Source organism: Enterovibrio norvegicus DSM 15893, from assembly GCF_900115495.1.
Taxonomy (GTDB): Bacteria; Pseudomonadota; Gammaproteobacteria; order Enterobacterales; family Vibrionaceae; genus Enterovibrio; species Enterovibrio norvegicus.
The window spans coordinates 14,237-38,637 of record NZ_FOWR01000046.1 but is presented as its reverse complement, the minus strand read 5'-3'; the positions used below and the strand labels follow the sequence as shown (position 1 = coordinate 38,637).

General features: G+C 48.2%; 22 protein-coding genes. 10 read left to right on the top strand and 12 right to left on the bottom strand.

Features of this window, described 5'->3' with window-relative positions; genetic code table 11:
* The 5 genes from BM082_RS21185 to BM082_RS21165 all read left to right on the top strand — a co-directional run.
* A partial coding sequence (locus tag BM082_RS21185; RefSeq protein ID WP_139218788.1) for an IS3 family transposase occupies nt 1–331 on the top strand: 331 nt, incomplete at its 5' end.
* The gene (locus BM082_RS21180) at nt 321–653 is read left to right on the top strand and encodes a VOC family protein (RefSeq protein ID WP_244276070.1); all 333 of its coding nucleotides are present in this window, start codon (nt 321–323) and stop codon (nt 651–653) included. The genes BM082_RS21185 and BM082_RS21180, both read left to right, overlap by 11 nt.
* A gap of 8 nt (nt 654–661) precedes the next feature.
* Complete coding sequence (locus tag BM082_RS21175) at nt 662–1,108, top strand: GNAT family N-acetyltransferase (protein WP_074928520.1); 447 nt, start codon at nt 662–664, stop codon at nt 1,106–1,108.
* Between the two features lie 232 nt (nt 1,109–1,340).
* Nucleotides 1,341–1,703 (top strand): YciI family protein, encoded by a 363-nt coding sequence (locus BM082_RS21170; RefSeq protein WP_017015182.1) that lies wholly within the window; start codon nt 1,341–1,343, stop codon nt 1,701–1,703.
* On the top strand, nt 1,704–2,963 hold the full coding sequence (locus BM082_RS21165; protein WP_074928519.1) for an RNA polymerase sigma factor: 1,260 nt from the start codon (nt 1,704–1,706) through the stop codon (nt 2,961–2,963). It abuts the gene before it with no gap.
* A 23-nt stretch (nt 2,964–2,986) separates the two neighbouring features.
* Here BM082_RS21165 and BM082_RS21160 read toward each other — a convergent pair whose 3' ends face one another.
* The 3 genes from BM082_RS21160 to imuA are packed head-to-tail and all read right to left on the bottom strand — an operon-like array spanning nt 2,987 to nt 8,314.
* Complete coding sequence (locus tag BM082_RS21160) at nt 2,987–6,115, bottom strand: error-prone DNA polymerase (RefSeq protein ID WP_074928517.1); 3,129 nt, start codon at nt 6,113–6,115, stop codon at nt 2,987–2,989.
* A complete protein-coding gene (locus BM082_RS21155; protein ID WP_074928515.1) occupies nt 6,099–7,505 on the bottom strand; it encodes a Y-family DNA polymerase in 1,407 nt (468 codons plus the stop codon). Before BM082_RS21155 ends, BM082_RS21160 begins: the two co-directional genes overlap by 17 nt.
* A complete protein-coding gene (imuA, locus tag BM082_RS21150; RefSeq protein WP_074928513.1) occupies nt 7,502–8,314 on the bottom strand; it encodes a translesion DNA synthesis-associated protein ImuA in 813 nt (270 codons plus the stop codon). The genes BM082_RS21155 and imuA overlap by 4 nt, the downstream gene beginning before the upstream one ends.
* A 230-nt stretch (nt 8,315–8,544) precedes the next feature.
* Here imuA and BM082_RS21145 point away from each other — a divergent pair, with 230 nt between their 5' ends.
* A complete protein-coding gene (locus BM082_RS21145) occupies nt 8,545–8,868 on the top strand; it encodes a DUF4156 domain-containing protein (RefSeq protein ID WP_017007732.1) in 324 nt (107 codons plus the stop codon).
* Here the strand turns inward: BM082_RS21145 and BM082_RS21140 are convergent.
* The 9 genes from BM082_RS21140 to cspE form a co-directional block, all read right to left on the bottom strand.
* The gene (locus BM082_RS21140) at nt 8,859–10,367 is read right to left on the bottom strand and encodes a glycosyltransferase (RefSeq protein WP_017007733.1); all 1,509 of its coding nucleotides are present in this window, start codon (nt 10,365–10,367) and stop codon (nt 8,859–8,861) included. The two genes, BM082_RS21145 and BM082_RS21140, sit on opposite strands and share 10 nt — an antisense overlap.
* Nucleotides 10,364–11,950 (bottom strand): HlyD family efflux transporter periplasmic adaptor subunit, encoded by a 1,587-nt coding sequence (locus BM082_RS21135; protein ID WP_074928511.1) that lies wholly within the window; start codon nt 11,948–11,950, stop codon nt 10,364–10,366. The genes BM082_RS21140 and BM082_RS21135 overlap by 4 nt, the downstream gene beginning before the upstream one ends.
* Nucleotides 11,951–12,317: 367 nt before the next feature.
* Complete coding sequence (locus BM082_RS21130) at nt 12,318–12,656, bottom strand: hypothetical protein (RefSeq protein ID WP_017016596.1); 339 nt, start codon at nt 12,654–12,656, stop codon at nt 12,318–12,320.
* 185 nt (nt 12,657–12,841) lie between these two features.
* Nucleotides 12,842–16,855, bottom strand: a complete 4,014-nt coding sequence (locus BM082_RS21125) for a response regulator (protein ID WP_074928510.1) — start codon at nt 16,853–16,855, stop codon at nt 12,842–12,844.
* Nucleotides 16,856–16,867: 12 nt separating this feature from the next.
* Nucleotides 16,868–17,872, bottom strand: a complete 1,005-nt coding sequence (locus tag BM082_RS21120) for a response regulator (protein WP_017015189.1) — start codon at nt 17,870–17,872, stop codon at nt 16,868–16,870.
* Nucleotides 17,873–18,003: 131 nt separating this feature from the next.
* Nucleotides 18,004–18,309, bottom strand: coding sequence for an AzlD domain-containing protein (locus tag BM082_RS21115; protein WP_017007738.1), 306 nt, complete (start codon nt 18,307–18,309; stop codon nt 18,004–18,006).
* Complete coding sequence (locus BM082_RS21110; protein WP_017015190.1) at nt 18,309–19,082, bottom strand: AzlC family ABC transporter permease; 774 nt, start codon at nt 19,080–19,082, stop codon at nt 18,309–18,311. The genes BM082_RS21115 and BM082_RS21110 overlap by 1 nt, the downstream gene beginning before the upstream one ends.
* A 44-nt stretch (nt 19,083–19,126) precedes the next feature.
* The gene (locus tag BM082_RS21105) at nt 19,127–19,957 is read right to left on the bottom strand and encodes an AraC family transcriptional regulator (protein ID WP_017015191.1); all 831 of its coding nucleotides are present in this window, start codon (nt 19,955–19,957) and stop codon (nt 19,127–19,129) included.
* A gap of 229 nt (nt 19,958–20,186) precedes the next feature.
* Nucleotides 20,187–20,393, bottom strand: coding sequence for a transcription antiterminator/RNA stability regulator CspE (gene cspE, locus BM082_RS21100; RefSeq protein WP_017007742.1), 207 nt, complete (start codon nt 20,391–20,393; stop codon nt 20,187–20,189).
* A 548-nt stretch (nt 20,394–20,941) separates the two neighbouring features.
* Between cspE and mak the strand changes: the two genes are divergently transcribed.
* The 4 genes from mak to BM082_RS21080 all read left to right on the top strand — a co-directional run bounded on the left by mak (nt 20,942) and on the right by BM082_RS21080 (nt 24,210).
* Entirely contained in the window at nt 20,942–21,871 is a 930-nt protein-coding gene (mak, locus tag BM082_RS21095) for a fructokinase (RefSeq protein ID WP_017015192.1), read from the top strand.
* A 108-nt stretch (nt 21,872–21,979) separates the two neighbouring features.
* A complete protein-coding gene (locus BM082_RS21090) occupies nt 21,980–22,513 on the top strand; it encodes a dihydrofolate reductase family protein (RefSeq protein ID WP_017015193.1) in 534 nt (177 codons plus the stop codon).
* Between the two features lie 267 nt (nt 22,514–22,780).
* Nucleotides 22,781–23,728, top strand: coding sequence for an SPFH domain-containing protein (locus tag BM082_RS21085; RefSeq protein WP_017015194.1), 948 nt, complete (start codon nt 22,781–22,783; stop codon nt 23,726–23,728).
* Nucleotides 23,728–24,210, top strand: coding sequence for an NfeD family protein (locus BM082_RS21080; protein ID WP_017015195.1), 483 nt, complete (start codon nt 23,728–23,730; stop codon nt 24,208–24,210). Before BM082_RS21085 ends, BM082_RS21080 begins: the two co-directional genes overlap by 1 nt.
* Nucleotides 24,211–24,401: the final 191 nt, after the last annotated feature.

Below are 24,401 nucleotides of genomic sequence, written 5' to 3'. Positions count from 1 at the left end.
CCCGAAAGAGAAAGTGCTTGTACATTCAGATCAGGGCAGTCAGTACACCAGTCATGATTGGGATAAATTCCTGACTCAGCATGGCTTGGAGTCAAGTATGAGCCGCAGAGGCAACTGTCATGACAATGCTGTTGCTGAAAGCTTCTTTCAGTTATTGAAACGAGAACGTATCAAGCGAAAAATCTACTCAACGAGAGAAGAAGCACGTATGGATATCTTTGAATATATTGAGATGTTCTACAACGTAAAACGTCGGCACGGTTCCAACGACCAAATGTCACCTGTAGAGTATGAAAAGCAGTACGAAGAAAGGCTCAAAGGTGTCTACTGAGTCGGTGGCTATTCAGTTAATACAGATCGTCGCAGATGACCATTATGCGCGATTTGCCTTCCCTGACGGTGATGCTTCATTTTCTGTCTATCTCGACCCCGATAAAGAGGGCTTACCCTCCAGAGGCGTTGTGTATTTTGAGCACCAAGAACTCGATAAGTGGGTAGATGAACTCAAGTCAAAAGGCGTTCAGTTTGACCATGACCCGATAGATCAATCCTTCCTTTGGAGAGAAGCCAGTCTGAGCGATCCGTCGGGAAATAAAATTAAGCTATATTGGGCGGGTGAAAACCGATTGAATCCACCTTGGAAACTTGGATAAGGGAGAAGATGAAATATATCGAAGCTAAAAGCAGTGATATCCCGCTCGAGTTGCTCCTCGAAGCCGATCCGTCTGAAGCGAGTATTTCATCGTATTTATCAGATTCATGGTGCTTTACTGCCTCCGACAATGCGCGAATCCTCGCCGCTTGTGTAGTGAAACCTCTGAATGATGGCCGTGCCGAAATCTATAACGTGTCCGTTTATCCCGAGTATCAAGGTCAAGGCATTGGCTCAGCGCTTCTCACGTTTTTGCTATCGCAATTACCCAACAAAGGCGTCACGCGCGTCGAGTTGGGCACGGGGACATTTGGCTACCAATTGACTTATTATCAGCGGCTTGGTTTTCGCGTGGACTCCGTGGTGAAAGATCACTTTCTGCGAAACTATTCCGAGCTCATCTTTGAAAAGGGCATCCAGCATCAAGACATGTTGAGGCTCTACAAAGTCCTTTAGTTCTGCATTCGACATCTGCCTTTGAGGGGTTGCCCCAAAACACCGCAATCCTTAGTGATCGTCTCCCCTCTAATGCACCTCAGCATCCCCACTCTGACTATATTGGAGGTGCCTACTTCCCGTTTTCTCGCCTAGTTTTAGAAAAAAACATAAATTAAATCGGGACATGTCGAAAATTGAGGAACGGGATCGTCCTTGTAGCATGAACCATCAAAAGAGAAGGAAGTTCGACATGAAATATATGCTGTTGCTCTATGCTGCGCCGGATAAAGAGCCTGCCTATGGCACTCCAGAGTTTGATGACATGATGGAGGCGTTTGCTGCGACCAGCGACACCTTCAAAAACGACGGCGTGCTAGTGGGCGGAGAAGGATTACAAGGGGTTGAAACCGCAACCTCACTGCGGATCAAAGCGGGCAAGGTCGAAATCATGGATGGCCCTTTTGCGGAAACGCGCGAGCATTTGGGCGGCTATTACGTTGTGGATGTGGCAGATCTGGATTCGGCACTGAAATACGCCGAGATGATCCCCATTGCCCATTTCGGCACTGTCGAGATACGGCCATTGTTGGACTATGACCCGGCGGACGGTTAAATGAAACATGCCGTTCCCAACGCCATCGCGGTCTCTCACCGTCTTGATGAGGTGCTACGCCACGATCGGGGGCGGCTTTTAGCTGGGCTAATTTCAAGACTCGGCGATTTTCAGTTGGGCGAAGATGCGCTGCAGGAGGCATCGATTGCTGCGCTCAAGCATTGGGGGCGAACAGGTGTTCCTCACGATCCCGTGGCGTGGTTGATGAAGGTGGGATTGAACAAGGGGATTGACCACATCCGCGCTGCACAACGCGAAACGAAGAGAAAGACCGACTTCGCGAGCCTCACACCAGACTTCATCTGCGACGACATGGACGAAACGATACCCGATGAGCGACTGCGGCTCATTTTTACCTGTTGTCATCCTGCGCTAGAAGAAAAATCCCGTATAGCATTGACGCTCCGCACTGTGTGTAACCTGACGACGCGCGAGATAGCCGCCGCCTTTCTTGATAGCGAGCAGACGCTGGGCCAGCGACTTTCCAGAGCAAAAGCCAAGATCAGATCCAAAGGCATCGGCTTTTCGGTGCCAGAACCCGAGCGATGGTCGGAAAGGTTGAGCACAGTGCTGTCGTCCTTGTATCTGGTTTTTACCTCCGGCTATGTATCAGAAGACAGTAGCCCTCGTGATCTGTGCCAAGAAGGTATTTTCCTGACGCGCCTCTTGCGCCAGCTTTGCCCGTATGACCCTGAGATTGAGGGTGCGCTTGCGCTGATGTTGCTTACAGAATCAAGGCGGCGAGCAAGGATTGACGCGGACGGGGCAATCGTACCTGTTGAACAGCAGGATCCAAGCCTTTGGCAGGATGATGTGATTTCCGAAGCGCAGCACATTCTTGAGGAAGCGATTGTACGAAAACAGCCAAGCCCTTTTCAGATTAAGGCTGCCATTGCAGATTGCCACATGATGCAGCCCAAGCCTGACTGGTTCCAGATGTTTTTACTCTACCGCTCTCTGTGGGTTTATGAACCAACGCCTGTCGTCGCCCTGAACTGGGCTGTGGTCATGGCCGAATTAGGACAATGTGAACGCGCGTTACAACGCCTTGATGAGTTGCAAACTGAGCTCGGTAATTACCAACCTTTGTATGCTGCCCGAGCCTATGTTCTGAATAAACTGGGCAACACCCCTGAAGCGTGCGCGGCTTATCACCACGCTATCCAGAACGCGCCAAACGACGCCTCACGGCGGTTTCTGGTGCGAGAGCTACAACGCTGCTCCCTCGCATCAGCCCAACCTGTTAAGACACAGGAATGACCATGTTCCGTGCCCTGAATGCGTTAGTGAAAATCCCTTGAGTGGATGAGCAGTTGATTCAGTGTTGAGGTCATATCGATAAACCGCCCTGCGATAATGTGCACCACATCGCCTTCACGTTCTAATATGCCCTTCACCTTCAAAATCTTCGCGGTGACAAAGGGGGCGTTTTGCGCGCGCGCGGTGGCAAGCCATACCACCACATTGATGTTACCTGTTTGGTCTTCCAAGGTCATAAAGGTCACGCCACTGGCGGTGCCGGGGCGCTGTCGACCAGTGACGATACCAGCAACGGTGACGGCCGTGCCTGATTTGATGCTGGTTAATTCACTCGCGAGCCGGTGTTTGCCCAACTTGCCGCTTTCATCCAATAGCGCGATAGGGTGTTTACCCAAGGTAATGCCCGTTGTCGCGTAGTCTTCCACCAAATCTTCGACGGCAGAGGGCGCGTGAATGACGTTGGCATCATTGGTGTCGGTCGCGCTTTGTGACAAGAGTGGAAGGGTATGGCTGTCATCCATCATTTGCCAACGGGCAGAGAAGCGGTTGTTGGCCAATATTTGGGTGGCATTCGCGCTGGCGAGGGCTTCTAAATCGCCTCGGGTTAGGCCACAGCCGCGTAACTGGTTCAGGTTCTGAAAGCCATTGTCCGGTCTTTGCGTGAGCAAGCGCTCAGCGCCTTGAGACGAAAAGCCTTTGATCAAACGAAATCCTAACCGTAATGCGGGGCCTTCTGGCGTCAGGATTTGTTGATGGTCCCACAGACTGTTGTTCACGCACACGGGCAGCACAACCACATCATGTCGTGTGGCGTCTTGCAGCAATTGAGACGGGCTATAAAACCCCATGGGCTGACTGTTGAGTAAGGCGCAATAAAATGCGACGGGGTAATAATGCTTAAGCCAGGATGAGGTATACGCGAGCACAGCAAACGAAGCACTGTGAGATTCGGGGAATCCGTATTCACCGAACCCTTGAATCTGGCGAAAAATCTGCTCGGCAAATTCAATGTTATAGCCACGCGCTTGCATGCCGTTGATGAGTTTTTCCCGAAACGGTGCCAGCTTACCGTTACGCTTCCACGCCGCCATGGCGCGACGTAATTTGTCTGCTTCACCGCCACTAAACCCCGCTGCAACCATGGCAAGTTGAATCACTTGCTCTTGGAAGATGGGCACGCCCATGGTGCGGGATAGCACCGATTCCACCTCTTTTGATGGGTAAGTGACCGCTTCTTTTCCCCAGCGTCGTTTAAGGAAAGGGTGCACCATGTCGCCTTGTATTGGACCTGGCCTGACAATGGCGATTTGAATTACCAAGTCGTAGTAGCACGCAGGGCGTAATCGAGGCAGCATGTTTATTTGCGCGCGAGATTCCACCTGAAACACGCCCACGGAATCGCCTTTTTGAAGCTGTTGAAACACGTTAGGATCGTCGCCCATGGCCGTAATGCTGGCGATGGACAGTGCGCGCTGGTGCTGGCTACTGATAATGGCAAAGGCTTTGCGGATAGCGCTCAGCATGCCAAGCGCAAGGATGTCCACTTTGAGCAAACCTAGGGATTCCAAATCGTCCTTGTCCCATTGGATCACACTGCGTTCTGCCATGGCGGCATTTTCTACCGGCACGAGTTCGTAAAGCGGCCCTGCGGAAATGATGAAGCCGCCGACATGTTGGCTGAGGTGGCGCGGAAAACCTCGTATTTCTTCCACCAAATCGAGTAGCCAGCGGCCAAGGTGTGATTGGGTGTCTAGCCCCAATGCACTGAGCTGTTCGGTCTTATCGAGCCCTTTGTCTCGGTGGTTCAAATTCTTGATGTAGTAATCCAACTGGGTTTCGTTGATCCCCAGTGCTTTACCGACGTCGCGAAACGCGCTTTTGAAGCGATAGGTAATGACGGTCGCGGCAATGGCGGCGCGTTGGCGGCCGTATTTTTTGTAGATATAGCGGAAGATTTCTTCGCGTCGCTCATGCTCGAAATCCACATCAATGTCGGGTGGCTCATCCCGTTCTTTGGAGATGAAACGCTCAAACAAGACACTGATTTTCTCAGGGTTGACGGCGGTGATTTCCAAGCAATAACAGACGATGGAGTTTGCTGCCGAGCCGCGCCCTTGGTACAAAATGCCTTGGGATTTGGCGAACTGAACGATGTCGTAAATGGTCAGGAAGAAGTATTCGTAACGTTGCTCGCTGATGAGCATGAGTTCTTTTTCAATGGTGGCGCTGATTTCGGGTTTGATGCCGTTGGGAAAGCGCAACTTGATGCCAATGTGCACCAAATGGCGTAAATAACTTTGGGCCGTGAAACCGTCAGGCACCAATTCAGCAGGGTATTCGTAGCGCAGCTCGCTCAAACTGAAATGGCATAAATTGGCGATGCGCTTGGTTTCTTTTATCCATGCGTCAGGGTACAGCTTTGTTAGTTTGCTGAGGGGCTTTAAGGCTTGTTCACCATTGCGTGGTAGCGCGTGTCCGCATTCTTGTAAGGGTTTCCCTTCACGGATCGCCGTGACCACGTCTAGCAAAGGCTGACGCTGTGGGTGGTGCATCAGCACATCGTTTACGCAGGTCACGGGCACATCGAGGGTATCCGCCAGTGTGTCTACCATGTTGAGGTAAGTTTCTTCGTTCGGCAGCAGCAGGCGTTGAGCGCCAATCCATAAACGCCCTTCAAAGGTTTTCTTCAACCATTGCTGGATGTGGGAGGCATCATGACGTTCAAGGTGAGAAAGGCGGGGCACCCAAATGCAAAGGCATTGCGAGATGTGGCTAAAGTCATCGCTGAACACGTGGTAATGGCCCTTTTCACTGCGCATGCGCGCTTGGGTAATTAAACGTGCCAACTCGCCATAGGCTTTGCGCGTCGGGCATAAAATCACCAATTTCTCGTCTTGATAGGTAATTTCAGAGCCAATGATCAGTTGAATCGGTAAGGCTTGATCGCGGATGCAGGTGTACGCTCGCACAATGCCTGCGAGCGAGCATTCGTCGGTGATGGCGATGGCGTGATAGCCCAGCGTTGCAGCCCGTGTTACGAGCTCTTCAGGGTGCGATGCGCCAGTTAAAAAGCTGTAATTACTTTTACAGTGAAGTTCGGCGTAGTGATGCTCTGGAGCTTGGCTTTGTTCGTCGTTAGCAGAAGAGGCCATGTTCAAACCACTCCCCCATGCCATTTCGAAATACCCAGCACAGTTGGCCTCGCGTATTCCGGGCAACGAAATAATCACGCTGAACCGGCATGCGATCCCACCATCCGCCGCTAATGCGTTCTGGGCCAGCTAAAATGGCGGGGCGTGACATGAGTGGGCGTGGCGTCATGTGCAGCAATGAAGGTCTGGCGGGTAAATGCTCAGGCAGTTGTTGGTCACTTTTCATCAAGGGTGTTTGTCGATGAAAGGCGTGCTCTGGGCGATGATCGTTTTTCAATGACACACCATACACGCTGTGCTCGCCGGCCTTGGCTTGCATCAAACTGATCAACTCCGCTGGGGTCAGTTGGCCGCGTTTTCCCGCAAACAAATCTTGGGTCGGAGATTGCTTAGGCAAAAGGGTGTCAGCGTGTAAGCGAATGTGCATCACCGGCGCATCAAGCTTGAGCTTTTCCAGATAAAGCTGGAGTAACGTCATCCATCGGCTGGTGGCAGATTCAGGTGCTGCCGCCGTGATCGTGAGTGTTTTTTCATCATGATCGCGTTGTGCAAAATACAGGGTAATGCTGGGCACAACGGCTTCTCGCACCTGCAAGAAGGCTTCCATTTCTCGCAACATACGTTGAAGCGGAAAACAGAGTGTTTGGCTGTTCTCAATGTCATGCAGCAGTTCGAGAGATTGCAGAAAATACGCGGGTGGCGTGAAGGTGGCCGCATGTGCGAGTTGGGTGTCTGTCAGGCGCCGAATTTGCGCGGTCAGTGGTTTACCAAAACGTTGCCCAAGTGATGCTAAGGGAAGATCGAGCAATTGCTGAGCCTGACGAATGCCCATGCGTTCGAGTTGAGTCACGTGCGCGGCGCTGAAACCGAGTTGGCGAACCGACAACAACGCCAAGGCAGTACGGGTGTTTTCTTCGGTGAGAAATACGCAATCTGCTCCCGATATGGCGAGCTGTTTCGCGGCCTCTGGATAAGGGCTGAAGGCAAAGTGAAATTGCACCTGTTGTTCGACCAAGACAGGGCGAAGCGCGTCCCAATACGCTTCCAGTGAGCCATACAGGGCAAGCATGGGCGAGACTTTCATCATCAAGCCAGCGGGCGCGTGCACAATGATATCGGCATTGACTTGGTATATCAGTGAAGCCAATTGCTGCACGCGTTCTGCTTCTTTCTCTTCATCGTAATCGACCACGTTTAAGGCGTGGCATAGTGCGCTTGCCGTGCCCAAATCGTTGCCGAGCCGAATGCCATGCTCTTTTGCATGTTGGTTGGCCTGACACACGTTCCCCGTGGCGCGAGACAATACAATCAGTGGTGATTGGTTATCGTTATCCCGCTCTAATGTATTGAGAAAGAGTGCTGGGAAATATAAATAGAGCCAAAGCATCATCGGAACAAAGACACCACGTTGTTGGGGACGGGCAGATGTTGTTGCTCTGATAGAGGTGAACCAATCATCTGTGACGGTGTTTTTTTCTCGGAAGTTTTGCTCTCGGTAGTTTTGCTCTCGGAAGTTTTGCTCTTGGTAGTTTTGCTCTTGGTAGCTTTGCTCTTGGTAATAGAGTGCGCTTTCGACGACCAGTGGTGCTCGGTATACATCGCTGGCATGGTCAGCGTGAAAGGTTGCACGGGCAGACCTCGGCGTTTAACAACATTGATGGCAATGCCACTGTCACTCGGTGTGAGGGCTAGACGGCAACTCACAGGTAGCCCTTGAACACTTCTCTTGTGGGTGATCATGAACAGTAAGCAGTCGTTTTCTGTCGCGGCCAATTGAAGGCGACGCGCTTGTGTGACAGAAAGGGCATCCCCCCATAACACGGCAGTACGACAACAGCCGCTTTTCAGTGCTTGTTCAACACACCAAAGGCTCGCGTCGGAAGACGATGCGAGCACCACCACTTTGTCTAAATCGATGCCCGCCTGACACAGCGCAACAGGGTTTACATCGCCCGGCGGGCAAGCGAAGAGGGTGAGTTCACTGTCTTTGAGTGCGGTAGCAATGGCAGGCAGCACGAGACGTAATTCACCGACACCAAAACACGTCAGTTGAAGTTCAACCACGCCGGATTCTGGCCAGCCGCCCTCGAGTTTTTCATCCAACAGCGCAAAACCGCTAGGGCGGCAGTGAGTCTGAGGTTGATAGAGGCGATTGGCAGTCCAAAGGCCGGAATGTAGTGCGAGAAGGTTATCGAGCATAATGAATAATACTGTGTTTATATACAGTATTATTCTAGTGTGAGAACAGCACAAGAGCAAGTGCGTTGTGATGCATAAAATATTGGATTTAAAGAAAGAGCATTGCATCGTGAAATAGTCAGTAACGCTGCCCAGTCTGCGTTTTTAGGGGTATAATTGGCGAGATAACTTAGTCACCTTGTTCGGCCGTTAAGATCGTCAATAACGCCTTTATAAACCAAGAGAAAAACATGCGAAAACCTCTCGCCATTTTAGCCCCCCTTTTGTTGTCGGCATGTGTCACAGCCCCGTTACCAGAAAGCGAAAACATTAACGTTCTATGGGGAGATGCATTAGAGATGATGCACTGTGAAGATAAAGGGGTGGTTGTGGGCTCTCAAGGCCATTGGTATGACTATTGGTTGATCAATGATGGTGAACTGACTGAGGGGGCTGTGAGCCAATTGAGAAACAAGGCCATGGCTTTGGAAGCAGACACGGTACTGCTGTATGCCCCAAAACCTTTTTCAACGTCAGTAACGTTTTTAGCGAAAGCGTACCGTTGTCATCCGTAAAGCCACATGACGAAAATCAATAGCGTGCTGAACGCGGCTGTCGTCTGCAAATGCGGCAGCCAGTGCTTGATTTGACCTGAAATAGATTTGTCTTCTACGACACCACTGATACCTTGTCGTGTCCAACGCTGTACATTGGGATGGAAGAACAGATACACCTTGACCAAAGAGCCAATCAGTTGTTCATACCAGAGTAATACCACAAAGATGGGATGAAACTGGCGAGATTGAACACATATTAATAACACATTCAAACTCCGCGTCGCGATGACCCAAAACAAGTAAGCAATCACCACTTTTGTGCCCATATAGGTTGCGACAACCAGTGCCAATGAAGGGCCAATTAATGTGGTCCACATACTGATGCGCTGATCGAGTAAACAGAACCACAAAAACCAACCCGCTTGACGTGGTCCGAGGGCGATGGCGCGAATGTTACTGCGTAGCATGTTCCCGTACCAACGTGTCATGAGTGACAGGCTGGCTTTTAGAAAGCCGCCTGATGGCGCATCTTCTAGGCAAGTCACGGTGACATCAGGGAGGTACATCATTTTCCAGCGCTCTTTCAGCACGTAATACCAGGTGCTCTTATCATCCCCCGTGAGCATTCGAATGCGGCCATAGCGCCAGTGTTTCACATGGTCATATCGCAGGTTATCAATGAAATCTGGGGAGAGCGCAAGGGATGCGCGATACACGGAAAATCGCCCCGTTAAAACCAGTACGCGATAAGTCAGGCTAAGGGAACTCATGTAAAAGTGACGCTGGCACATACGCTGGCGGTACCATTGGCGTATCAGTGAATTTCCTTTAACAATAGGCTTGTTGTGTGTCGTTACGGCGCCAAGATCGTGGTAACGCATTAGAAAGCCAGAGGCTTTCTTTAAGATCCCTTCGGGTAAAACGGTATCGGCATCCATGAGCACCAAGATGGCATCTTTCGATACAGGGCGCTCTTCGGCAAGCAATGTCAGTGCATCGGCCATGGTGCTTCGCTTACCTGTGCCATCTTGGTCGATGATGTACAGGCTGACAGGGACTTTTTCTTGCAGTTTATCGAACTGCCTTTCAATGATACCGAGGTCTGACTCATCAGACACACAGGCCACCGCGCGACAAGACACACCAAAGTTGCCGATTTCATCAACCAATGCTTTGAATACTGGCGCGCTAATTTCAGGTGTTGTGCGGTAGCAAGGTATTACCAGCAAAATCTCACTGGGTTTTTTGGTCATGTCTGCAAGCGTGGATAGAACCGGGTAACGGACATATTGATAGTAAAGCCCACGCAACAGGTGCAGGGTTTTCCAACCGTATCGCCAAGCACCAATAATGCCTAGGGTATAGAGGACTTCTGGCTGCACTTTGTCAGAAGGCAAAATGGTATAAATTGCCCACAATCCGAGTAGGAGCCCAGCGAAGAACAGCCACCAAAGGACGGTGACGTGTGTGGGGTCATCTTTATGAAAGCCTTTAACAACGAGTTTATCTGGATTCATAAGTTAAACCAGTGGATGAACACGTCTTTCCATTTCACGGTCGCGATGACCTTTGCTGGCTCATTCACGACGGAGTCAGCATCTTCAGATGACGGTGTCACTTTTATGAGGGTGTATTGGTTTAGCCGTGGCAACGTTTTGGGCAGACCACTGAGTGATTCACCATCGTCGTTGTAAATATCGCTGTTGGACGCGCTGTAAAATTGAATTTTCTCGATGGTGCCGATGAGCTTTTCATCATTGCTAGCGAGGCGATATTCGACGGGCATGCCAATTTTTAGTAATGCGGCACGTTCAAGTGGCATCAAAGCAAGAATAGAGCGCTCAGTCCTCTCAGAGGTTGATATAGGTGAGAGCTCAAAAACCGACGTACCTGTCTGTACAACCTGTCCATCAGAGGCGTTGATCGCGACGATGTAACATTTACAAGGTGCGTAAGCAAGACCGCGGGTTTTCAAACGTTCGATCTCTTCAAGGATTTTATCTTTACGCTTCACCAAAATGTCGAGCTTGCTCTCCACTTCAAAGGGCGACTTCATGTCAACCTGTGCTTCGCGAGGTGGCACACCAAGAAGAATTTGGTCAAGTTGGTTCTCTATACCTTCAATGTGTGTATCTAGGGTTAAGATATCGCGTTTTATCTCGAAGATTTCGACTCGCTCTAATTCACGAGAGACCACATCGACAGACCCAGCTCTCACGCCTTTTATGTAGAGACGTAAAATACTTTCCCGTGCCGCCATTTCATCTTCTAACAAGCTGCGTTTTTCGGATATGTATTTTAGTTCTTGGAATAATCGGGAATTATACCTAGCAACGGCCTCTTTACTTTGGCGCAATAGGGTTTGGTAGTACAAAATTTCACTGTTGATATTGCTGAGCTCTTGTTTATCTTTAGCCAGCAAATCGGTGCCTTCCTCGGTGTATATCGAGAACAGCAATTGTCCTTTTTCGACTAACTGTCCGGGTTTGAAGTCCCCCAAACGCAATACCCCGTTACTGTAACTTTTCTGGGTGAGCACGGGTTGACTGACTGCGGCATGCTGCGACTCAATAGAAAGCACGCGAGATTGGATCATTAATGCAGCGATGGTAATCAGAGACAGCGCAACAATGGCGACGGTGGCAAAGCGCCACCAATTTTGTTGCATGCGCTTCACTTCTTCTTCGTGAAGCTGCGCTTTTACGCCATAAGACGTCACGCTTTCAAGCGAAATGGTCTCACCGGTAAGGTAGGTATCAACGATGGACTGCAGCGTTTTTTGGTGACCGGAATTTAGGGAATAGAATTGGCAACCGAGAACGTAACCCTCTTCACTGACACGCATCACTTCAAACTGGCAGGGGGTAGAAAAGCGACCAACCGGAAGATCGAAACAGAGGTTGCCAGCACCTTTGTCGCCTTTCTTGCCCATATACTTATTATCGTGCAGAGAAAAGCCGCCTACACTCCACTCGTTGGTAGGGTACATGACACCGTCGATTTCGACCTGAGCAGGAAATTCAATACGAGGAAACTTTCGCGCACCTGATCGTGATCGAAACGTATGAATCGAACCCGTGCTGATTGCTGCTACTCCCATGAGTGTCTCCATGTCCTTAATCGCGTTGTTACATGTGTTTGCAAGAGTCGCGCCAAGTTAACATGTGACAATATATTGAGATTTTTATTTCACTTATGATTAATTGATAAGTATATAAGCTAATTGAGAAATCGGAGGAATTCATGTGCTTGATGTGAGTTGACGACAAAACATGTGCTACAGACACAGTCAAAAAGTCGACAGGCTGGAAAAATTATTGCGGAAAGCTCTTTCCTATTATGCTTCAAATTGAATTGTTTTTTTGCAAATTGCGATCTGGAGAGTTAACAATAGATGCTTCAATATAAAAGAAAAAAGAGCGATAAACGCTCTTTCTCGAAGAAGGTGTGTTATATCAGGCCAACGTTTACACGTTGGTGACGCGCTCAATGTGGAACATGTGGATCTCATGAAGAATGCGTTCAGAAATGATGTCTGAGATGATGTCATCAAATCGTGCCTGCATCGCTTGCACGGCAGGGATAATGTCCATCATCGCTTGTTGATTGTTTTCGTCGATCTCTACATCTAACCCAAGGTCAAAATCCAAGGTCGCAATGAAAGGTTTCATCCGTTCCAAGATGCAATTGATCATGTGTTCATTCGAGCTCAGGTAGCTCAACTCTTCCTTGATCATTTCTGTCACAGCGCACGATTGAGGCGAGGTTGGCGCGTTTTTCGTTGGGAATGCAATAACTGTCGGCATAGCGTTTACTCTTAAAATGCAAATCGATGGTATAAATTATTATTTTTTAGTATTTGTAATTAAAACTAGATAAAAAATACCCACTTGCCTAGGGGGGGCTCGTCATAGTGCAGCTAGGTTAGCAAACTTCATATAAATGGCGTAAAAAGCAACCTTATCGCGCTTGCATTATTGCAACTCGTCTACTACCGCATTAATTCTAGCATTCTGGCGCAAAGGTTTTCCGAACTCTTCAATAGCCTATGATATTCCTTCTGCATGGTATCGCTGTCTTCAACGTCATGGTGTTCAATGTTTTTACACGCTGTTGAAAAGTCGATAGCACCCACCATAAGCGCCGCCCCTTTCATTTTGTGTGCGATTTTCTTCACGTCAGAGAATCGCTTTTCATCCCACGCGATGTCTAACGCGGCAATGTCTTCATTTTGTACCTTCAAGAATCGTCCCACCAACATTTTAATTAAGTCAGGGTCATCGCCTGTGGTTTCTTTCAATGTGCTGAGATCGAATGGAGTGCCTGCATCTGAAGCTGGCTGGGTGTTGTTTGTCGACGCGAGGTGCGTGTTGAGCGCGGAAACGTCAATGTCTGCTTCAACATCCAATGTGAAACCATGAGACTGTGCCTCTAAAGCCGGCATAGGCACTGGCTGAGACTCAATATGTTCAGGCATCAGTTTGTTCATCATTACGATGAGCGCTTGTTGTTTGAACGGTTTCGCGATGTATTCGGTCATTCCCTCTTGAAGGCATCGCTCTCGGTCGCCCGCGAGCGCATTAGCGGTCATCGCAATAATGGGGATGGCCGGCAGGTTATTGTCAGCTTCTAACTGGCGGATTTTACGTGTGGCTTCATACCCATCCATGACGGGCATTTGGCAATCCATGAAGATCATGTCGTAGCGGTTTGCGATGAAACGTTCAAAGGCAATGGCACCGTTATCAGCCACGGTAGGTGTGCAATTGAGCTTTCTTAACACCGTACAGATGAGCTCTTGGTTAACGGGGTGATCTTCTGCTACCAGAACTGATAGCCCTGTTTTCAGCAATTGAGTGTCCGCGATTTTTGCAATTTCTTCGCGCTGCGCCAGTTGCTTAAAGACATCATCACGGCTGAAACCTTGCTCGTGCATTTGAATAATGGTTTCAAGTGCTTGTGTCAAATTCAGTATGGTGAACGGGGCTGTCAGCGCCGCAGAGATAGAATAAGGGCGATGTGTGAGTACGCCCTTGATATCAGCAAGGTACAGGACGTGTTGCGTGTACGTGGTGGGTTCAATGCAGGTGCGAAGCTCTTCCAGCGAAATAGAATGGTCGAGTAAGGTGACCAAGAAAGGCGATGATGATGACAAGGCGAGAGAGGCGGCAGTTTCATCCAGCGCAGTCACCACTTGCATGTCATGGTATTCAAGGTAGCGTTTTACATTTTTCGTCTGACTGACGCAACGTGACACGATCAGTGCACGTTGCTTCTTGAGTGAATCGGAAGGTTGCAGTAGGTCTTGAAGCACATTTTCAGGTTGTTTGAGATTTAGGTGTATGGTGAACACTGAGCCTTCGCCCACTTCGCTATCTGCGTGGATAGTGCCCCCAAGCAAATCAACGAACTTCTGACAGATAGGCAAACCCAGCCCCGTGCCCTGGTATCGACGCTTAGAGGTGTTGTCGATCTGGGAAAAATTTTCGAACACTTTATCCAGGTGTTCTTTTTTGATGCCGATGCCTGTGTCCGTGACTTTCATTTCCACGTGACACACTGTGTTTGTTCCATGTAAATGTGTGCTCAGCAAACGAATAGACACGTCCACAAACCCACTGTCGGTGAACTTGGCTGAGTTGCCTGCAATATTCACGAGGATTTGACGAAGCTTAGAAAAGTCCCCAGTGAGCGAAAAAGGTAAACCTGGGTCGACATAGGACGTAAAGGTCACGCCATCTTTTACACGTGGGGCAACAATGTTGGTGATGTTCTCCATTAACTCACTGACCGCGAACGTTTCTTCACGGATAGGCATTTTGCCCGCTTCAATTTTAGAGAGATCTAAGACGTCATTGATGATGTCGAGAAGTGCGTTGGCGGAAACAGAAATGGTGTTGTTGTAATGCTTCTGTTCGTACGCAAGATCAGTGTTCCCTAAGACTTCTGACATACCGATAATGCCATTGATGGGCGTGCGAATTTCATGGCTCATCATCGCGAGGAACGTTGATTTGGCCTCATTGGCATGCTCAGCATCTTCTTTTGCTGTTCGCAATGCCTCGGTCACTTCTTGATTAAGCTGGGTCTGTTTATCGGAAAACATCATGCTGCAAATACTCTTCACAACCGGTGCAATCCAATCTACTTGCTTCTCGCTATAGGGGGAGTCTCGTCCTGCAAGCACGATTAACCCTAAGGTATCGCGTTTCGATACCAATGGAATCAAGGTGTAGTGCTTATAGAAATCTGTGCGTTCCGATTCGACAGTAAAGTGCAGCGACGAGAACTCCGTCCGACGTAATGAAAGGGCTGTGTCAGCATAGGAGAGTAAAGATTCAGGTAGCCCTGTAAACTCTTTCGATTGGCGACCTGTTTGATGTTTGAACATCACTTTCTGTTCACCACCATCGAAAGACAGCATCGCTGCAAGGCTACTTTCCGTAAAGCTTGCTAAAACCACCAGGGCTTTCTTGAAGCTGCGTTCTGAGTCGCCCGTCGTCATGTACATGTCTTGCACTGTATTGAATACGGAGTACAAGGCATTGCTGCGACTCAATTTATCTTCAATGGTGCTTTGCTTGGTGATGTCTCTGAGGTTCACCACCACGTAATCATTACCGCTAATGTGCTGCTTTTTGGCTTTGATATTCAGATAAACCATCTGGTCGTTAATGCCATAGCGATGAATATTGCCCATTTCGCCTTTGTTCATGGCATCGACATAAATGTCATCGATCACACGGATAAGCTTTTCATTTTCTAAGGTTTGAAATGCACTGAGTAAGCATGGCTGAGGAACATCACTAGGCAGCAGCGCCAATTCGAACGCTTTATCGTTTACCGAGACTGTCATGCCTTTGCTGTCTAGTACGATCACGCCATCCGCGTAGTTTCTAAGGATAGATTCAAGATAAAGCTTGCTGAAGCTTATCTTGAGCGATGTTTTTGCATGGAGTGCGAGGAAAATGGTGAACGCGGCGGTCACTGCTAAGAACACCCAAAGTAAGTAGTTTCGGGTGTAGTAAATCGCATTGAGCGCACTGTCTGCATCAAACTCAATCACCACGGCCATTGGGTATTGTTCATGCCATTGCCATACGCCAACCATGTCATTTTTTCGATGACCTTGGTAGCCAACCACATTCATGTTGACTTCAGTTTCAGCGCTTGTGAGCAATGACCAAGGGGACGCGTTAACTTGGTTGCTCATTGATGGGCGGCTTAACGAGAAGGGGTAGGCTGATGCATTGGCGGTGTGATAGGGCGCGATGCGCTCCCCGTTTTTATTGACTGCGAAGGCGAGTCGTGTGTCTGTGTGTTCTTGATTGATGAAGATGCGATCAAACTCTTCACTGTTACGAAGTAAGACAAGGATCGGGCGTTGATCAACGGGCAGCGTTGCTGATGTTTGATTGGCGATATGAAGAGAGAATCCGAGAGAAATCATCATACCATCACGCTCTCTTGGTCCTTTTTCCGGCGCGCTGATGTACTCCCCTTGAGTTTGAATACGCCGTCCGTGATTCTGATAGATTTGGTCTGCCCATGCTTGATTAAACGGCGTTACGTTTAACAGCAGTTTGCCATTTTCTGAAAACAATAGAGCATTATCGTACTCGAAATTTTCAAGGTATTCCGAAAGTGTACGGTGAATGTTTTCGTCTGTATTGGGCAGGAGAAGGTCTGTCTGGCCAGTGCCGGGGTGGCTTTTTCGACCAAAGGCTTTGGCATAGCGATACATGTTGCTGACAAGGATTTTGTCATTTGCGACGAGTGCAAGTTCGCGCTCTCGATGATGATACCAATCTGAAATCGCGACGCTGACATTAGCGATTTCAGACTGCAGGAAGTATTCAATTTTCAACTGTGTGTCATTGACAATGGAACGGTAAAACCAGAGGAAAGACAGCATGATAATGGCGATAACGGCTGTCCCACTGACAACCAGTTGGATGAGGGTGTTGCGCGACTCGGGGTTAGAAAAGGGAGAATGATTGTGCATTCACGGCCCTATTTAAACGAGTTCAGTGAAAACGGATTTATATTTGGTATCTTCCTGAACAACGTGTTTGACCCACCAAAAGCGCAATAATCGGAAAAAATCAGTGCGGTAAAAGCTCGGATCAGCCTGACATTTCAATACAACGAACTCGGCTTGCTTGACGAGGCGTCCATGCATGTCTTTGTGCATTTTTAATCGAGGGTAAGCTCGCTCACTGAGGAGCGACTCTTCAAGCACGATGTGATTATTCACATAATGCTGAAAACGTTTGGCAATGTCTTCAAACACATGATTGTCATGTTCGTGATTAACGATGACGTCATACGTGTCGTTGATGATGTCGAGCAATTGCATGTTGCTCTTATCGAGTTTGGTATGGCCTACACTAAAACGGTCTTGCCACTTGATGAAGTATTTTTTGTTGTCTGCGGGTTCAACGGCAGGCGTGGGCTGAGGTGTCGAAGCGACAGGCTCATGCATAGGGACATGTACGTCAGGTTTTTGTTCTTTCATCAGCGCATCAAATTCGCTGACATCGGAATCCGTGAAGGCGACTTGTCCGTTCATCTGGAATGCAGTGGATTTCGCAGGGTCTTGTTGGTACATGTCGAAGTAGTGTTCGACCGTTTTCTTGGCTTTTGCTTGCTGCGAAAGTTGGTTAATACGCTCTTGAAGTGCTTGTCGATTGACAGGTTTTACCAAAAAAGCATCGACGTCGAACGCGATGCATTGGGCAATCACGCTTTCAGATGCATTGGCCGTCAGAATAATGATGGGTATATCGTGCTGTAACCCATAGCGTCCGCTTCTGATCAGACGGAGCATCTCGAGTCCGTCAATGGGTTCCATTTGGAGGTCGGTGATAATGAGAGAAGGTCGCTCATGGAATATTTTCGAAATGGCATCCGCACCATCAATCGCCATGATCGATTCTTTAAAGCCGAGCGAAGTCGCCATAATAGCGATGGTTTCGCGAATCATTTCGTGATCATCAACGACGAGACATCGGTCAAGCATAGAGCGTCCTCCCTTTTTCATATTTCCCTCTATTTAAGAAATAGTCTATATCGCTGATATTTCAATAAAAGAAGCACTTGTTTCCCAATTTGGAATGAGGGTCTCTGATGCGCATCTCGTTTTATAAATTTCTATCGGATAAACCAGAAAAATATCATTGAGATAAGAACCGTGCTCAATGTGCCCAACCGCAGGAAGCCAAGCACACAAACAAAGATGCCAGCCAATAAATACGGGTTATTGATGGAAACGAAAAAATCACCGTGGGGAAACACAAGGATAGGTACAGCAAGGGCGGTTAGCACCGCAGGCGCGCTGAATTTTAGGATCCGCTGCATGGTCGGCGTCACTTGAAAGGGGATACTTCTTGCGAGAAAGACGTAGCGCACAGAAAACGTAATGCATGCCATGCCTAAGATCATTATCCATGTGTTCATTATTCACCCTCCGTTTCACGCGATCTATTCGCTGTTTGTTCTGCTTGTTCGATGCTTTCCGTGTTGATCTTCTTTGGCATTAGGCTCTCCGTGGTAAAACCGGCAACCATACCTAGGATAGCCGCAATGAGGAGGGCATTTTCAATGCCTATTAAGGTGAATATCACCATCATTAAGGCTGAGACCAGCACGCTCACTGCAACGGGAATATCTTTGATTGTTGGGATAACAAGTGCGATGAAGGTTGCAGCGATGGCGAACTCAAGGCCGAACTCTTCGATGTTGTCGAACTGCGAGCCACCAATAACGCCAACTAAGGTGGCAAGGTTCCAACAAAGGTAGAAGAACCCCCCTGTGTATAGCGCAAAATATGGGCAAAATGTGCCAGTGCGTTCCGTGTGTGCAGCGCTGACAACGTACATTTCATCGGTCAGCAAAAAGCCGAGTGGTAAACGCCATCTCAGTGGTAAAGCACGTATGTGTTGACGCATGTTCACGGAGTAAAGCAGGTGGCGAGCGCTGATCACGAACGTTGAACCAAATAACGTACTAACGGGCGCGCTGGCCCCTATCATACTGGTGCCTGAAAGTTGCGCGGCACCAGCGAACACGAACAATGACATGGCTTGTGCCTGAAAAGGGGTCATTCCTGCTTGAATAGCCAGTGAGCCGCAAAGAATGCCCCAAGGCACAACAGCAAGGCTGAGGGGCAACATATCGGATACAGCGGAAAGCCATATGCGTTCGCGGGGGAGAGAAGAGTCTTGATTCATGGTTTTCGCATCTTTTACTGTTCGGGATATAAAGTAATACCGATTTATGCGGCGGGAAAATTGTACGAAATTGCGCGCTGATATTGCTTTGGGGTGACACCCATGGCGCGTCGGAAATGTCGATGAAGGTGGCTTTGATCGTGAAATCCGCTTGCGATGGCGCTGTCTGCGAGCGACATGCCCGATTTCATCAATTGCTGAGCGTGTCTCACGCGCAGCTGAATTTGATAGGCGTGTGGTGGCAGACCGTACTTTTCTTTGAATTGCCTAACCAGATGGTAAGGGCTGACGCCGGAGAGCTCGCTTAAATCTTCCAACGCGATGGCATACGCAAAATGCTGGTGGAGGTAGTCGCGTATCGTTGAGAGTTGCTCTCCCAATTTGACCGTGTTTTTCGGCGTTTGCTGACGTTTGTTATAGCGACACAGTAAAGACAGCAAAACATGGTGTGTATAGGTTTCGGTTAGTAAAGTGTCTTGATTATCGTGAAGCAATGTAAACAGCTGAAGAAGTTGATTGGCTAACCGTTGATCGTGTTCCACAGCAACAGGGAAATAGGGCGTGTTTGAGGTCAACCCCAAATCTTTTGCGACGGCTTGGAATTGTGCTTCTGTTGGATACATTGCCTGATAAGACCAGCCACCATCTGTCGCTGCATGACCGTCATGGATTTGGTCTGCATTGACCAAAATGATGCTGTTTTTAGGGGCGAGGTGATAAGCGCCGTTACGCCAGAAACGTTGTGCGCCATGCTCAATAACGCCCACGGTATACCCTTCGTGAGTATGCCGCGAAAAGTTTTGTTTATCGTACGTCGCTTGAAGTATCTCCAATCCGCCAAGCAAGGGAGACGAATTGTAGTGAGCAGATTCCATTGCACACCTTTATGACTGTCGTATTGCTCAGTGTAAACAAGTTAGCAATAAATGTTTTGTACAATATTGCGGTTTTTCGCGCCAATTTTTAGAATTTCGCTGATGTACAGGGGATCAATCCGGATAGCCAAAGAAGAAGAGGAAGAGGGGGGCAAAGAAAAAAGAAAAGCCTAAAACGTAAAAAAGGACGCCATAAGGCATCCTTTTAAATTCTCTGCGAGAAGAAAAATTATACTTTTTCTACGTTTGCAGCTTGTGGGCCTTTTTGGCCTTGTTCGATTTCAAATGCTACTTGTTGGCCTTCGGCCAGAGTTTTGAAACCATCGCCAGTGATAGCGCGGAAGTGAACGAAAACGTCTGGTCCATTTTCTTGTTGAATGAAACCGAAACCTTTTTCTTCGTTAAACCACTTCACGGTACCTGTAGATTTAGACATGTTGTCTCCTGAATATATTTCTACTTACTAATTTTTGCGCTTGCGCATGTAGCCTATTAATGAATCACTTATGGTGTCAAATGTTGCGAATATCTTCAGGACTTCAGGACAACTTACTTTTGCGAAGGTAGGGTGTAACGAAGTGTGTATTCAATTGCAGCATAATGAGCTCTATTAACCAGGCCGAACGATGTTAGCACAGCAAATCTACATGTATATAACACGTAGATTTCACTGCACAATCTTGTGCGAATTGTCACTTCATGCTGTGAAATACACCACAATCAATGACAAATTAGTGCACGCTTTAAAAATAGACTTATTTTAGGGAAAAGAAAGTGAGACATATCTCGGTTTTTAAATGGAAAGCTACATTTATTTTAGGAATCAGGAATTTAACAGGACAAATCTACAATTAAGTTTCATATAACTGTCATCTTTCTGATAATTGAGGCGTCCTTACAGAACAAAAAACCATCTTTTTATTTAGGGTCTCATTGCTAAGGCGTATCTCCCGATATGCTTAGTTTTAGGATGAAGTATTGAACATGCTCGCGGGTCGAGAGACGGAGGAACTGGTGAAAATAGGGATCGATTTAGGCGGAACGAAAATTGAAGCGGTTGTGCTCACCGATCAAGGTGAACAGGTCTTCCAACAGCGTGTACCTACGCCACAACATGATTATCAAGCCACACTTTTAGCCATTAAAGGGCTCGTTGACGATGCGGAAAAAGCGGTCGGGGAAACGTGCACTGTTGGTATGGGTATTCCCGGTACGCTCTCACCTGTGACGGGTATGGTAAAAAATGCCAATTCAGTGTGGCTGAATGGCCAGCCTCTTGATCAAGACCTAAAAGCATTGATGGGGCGTGAAGTGCGCATTGCGAATGATGCAAACTGTCTGGCGGTTTCTGAAGCCGTCGATGGCGCAGGTGCAGGAAAAGGCATGGTTTATGGCGTGATCATTGGCACAGGCTGTGGCGGTGGTTTGGCGCTAAACGGCAAAGTGCACGTGGGTGGAAACGGTGTTGCAGGTGAATGGGGACACAATCCATTGCCTTGGCAAAACGATGTTGATCGCCACCACGCTGAACACATCGAATGTTATTGCGGCAAACCGGGTTGTATTGAAACCTTTCTTTCAGGCACGGGTTTTTGGAAAGATTTTTCCCTGACGACGGGCCAAAGCCTTAAAGGTGCTGAAATTGTCGAACTCGCCAAACAAGGCGATGCGGAAGCGGAAGCGTGTTTGGTGCGTTATGAGCAGCGTCTTGCGAAAGCACTAGGTACTATGGTGAACATGCTTGACCCTGATGTGATTGTGTTGGGCGGCGGTATGTCGAACGTTGAGCGTCTTTACACCAATGTTCCACCGCTCATGGCGCAATGGGTGCTGGGCGGCGAGTGTGCGACACCGCTTGTAAAAGCAAAATATGGTGATTCAAGCGGCGTTCGCGGTGCGGCTTGGCTTTGGTAAGCGAAAGAACGTCACTTGAATAACTAAAATGTGTGTTTTGTAAAAAGCGTGGTGCAAATGCCCACGCTTTTTTGTATACCGTACTTTTTAATGACGTGAGAATCGCTTATGTCTAACATCGTTTATATCGCAACGAGCCTTGATGGCTTTATTGCTGACAAAAACAACCGCATTGACTGGCTGCATGACATTCCCAACCCAGAAGGTTCTGATTTGGGCTTTAGCGCATTTATGGACCGCATTGATGCCATTGTCATGGGGCGAAACACCGTTGAGATGGTGTTGAGCTTCGGTTGCGATTGGCCATATTCTAAACCTGTTTTCATGTTGTCGAACACCTTGACGTCTGTGCCTGCGGGTTATGAAGACAAGATTTTCTTGGTAAATGGTGACCTAAAAGATGTTGTTCGCGTGCTGAATGAACAAGGCTATGCCGATCTGTACATTGACGGTGGTGTAACGGTGCAGGGCTTTTTAAAGCAAGATTTGATTGATGAACTCATTATCACGACGATCCCTGTTTTGTTGGGCGGCGGAACTCCTCTGTTTGGTGACTTAGCTGAGCCGCTGAAATTCAAGCATATCAATGCAGTGCCTTTACTGAATTGTTTGGTTAAAAACACCTTTGTGCGTGATAGATAAGCGCATAAGAATTATTTTGTACTGACAACATGCCTTCTACTAAGCAGGACGTCCGGTTCTGCTTGGTTTTTTCTCCTTCTCGTTTCTCCTTTTGTCCCCTATCGTGTTATTTTTTTACTTTCGCCGTTGGAATCTCGCTTCCTAAACACGCTAAGGTGACCTCTTCATTATTTTTGTTGATTACCCCTAAAATCTTAATCTGCAAGTAAAAATACATGATGATTTTCGGTATGCTGGTGTTAAATTCTCTGGCTAGGAAATATAAAAATGGAAATTTTAGCGCTCCTCCCCACGATCCTCAGTACTTGGGTCGTTCTTGCGGTTTTGATCGTCATCGTATTGCGTGGTGCCGTGAAATTCGTGCCTCAAAATACCTCGTACATTGTTGAGCGATTCGGCAAATACAATAAAACCATGGAAGCGGGTCTGAACATCCTGATTCCGTTTATCGACCGTGTTGCGTACGTGCGTACATTGAAAGAACAAGCGTTTGATGTACCGAGCCAATCCGCGATTACTCGCGACAATATCTCCTTGGTGGTTGACGGTGTGCTTTACCTGAAAGTGCTGGATCCGGTGAAGGCGTGTTATGGGGTTGATGATTACATCTTCTCAGTGACGCAACTTGCGCAAACCTCGATGCGTTCAGAAATTGGCCGTATGGAGCTAGATAAGACGTTTGAAGAGCGTGAAAATCTGAACACGGCTATTGTCAGTGCCATCAACGAAGCTGCTGTGCCTTGGGGTGTTCAAGTATTGCGTTATGAGATCAAAGACATCGATCCACCGCGCTCAGTATTGGACGCGATGGAACGTCAAATGAAGGCAGAACGTGAAAAACGTGCTGTAATTCTAGAGTCTGAAGGTGCGCGTCAATCTGAAATCAACGTGGCTGAAGGTCACAAACAAGCGCGCGTACTGGCAGCAGAAGCGGAAAAGTCTGAGCAAATCCTGAAAGCAGAAGGTGAAGCGCAGGCGATTCTTGCGGTTGCACAAGCACAAGCCGAAGCACTGGAAGTGGTGGGTCGCACAGCGGCAACGCCTGAAGGTCAAAAAGCGATCCAGCTTGATCTGGCCGATAAAGCCATTGAAGCGAAAAAAGCCATCGCGAAAGAATCTTCTGTGGTGCTTCTCCCTGATAGCTCAACGGGTGCAGCAGCCCTTGTTGCTGAATCCATGAGCATCATTAACACCTTGAATGCAGGTAGGTCTTAATGGATGTAGTCAGTTATCTTCAAGATAATTTGGCGGAAGTCACCATCATTATCGGACTCATTTTTCTGATCGTAGAAATATGGGTGTTGGGATTGTCCACCATTGTTTTGCTAGCGCTAGGCCTCTCGACCATCACCACGGGTGTACTGGTTTGGGTGGGCATTTTACCTGCGACGATCGTGGGTGTGATCTCGGGCTCAGGCATTGGTGCAGGGGTGCTGACCGCTGCTCTTTGGGGGCCGATGAAACGCATGCAGAAAGGCGAAAGCCGTGAATTTAACGTTCACAGCGATCTCATTGGTCTGGTCTTTGAGCTTGAATCTCCGATGGATGCACACACACCCGCAACGGTGAAGTATTCTGGAGTGAGCTGGCAATTAGTACTGGGTCCGGCTTTCAAAGACGCGCAGCTCGAAGCAGGTGATTCTGTAAAGGTGATTGCCGTTGATGTCGGTAAGTTTACAGTCGAGCCTGCCAACTGAACATGTAGCCGTGGCTAAATCGTTAATGCCACTTTTTTAAAGCCTCCCAACACATTGGGGGGCTTTTTTGTGTCAAAAATAGAGTAACTATACCCAAGGGACCTGACGATACTCGTATTCAGAGGCTATCAATGCGTTCAATTTGAGGTGAATTTTACAAGAAATATTTGTTCTATATGATTGTAATTTAG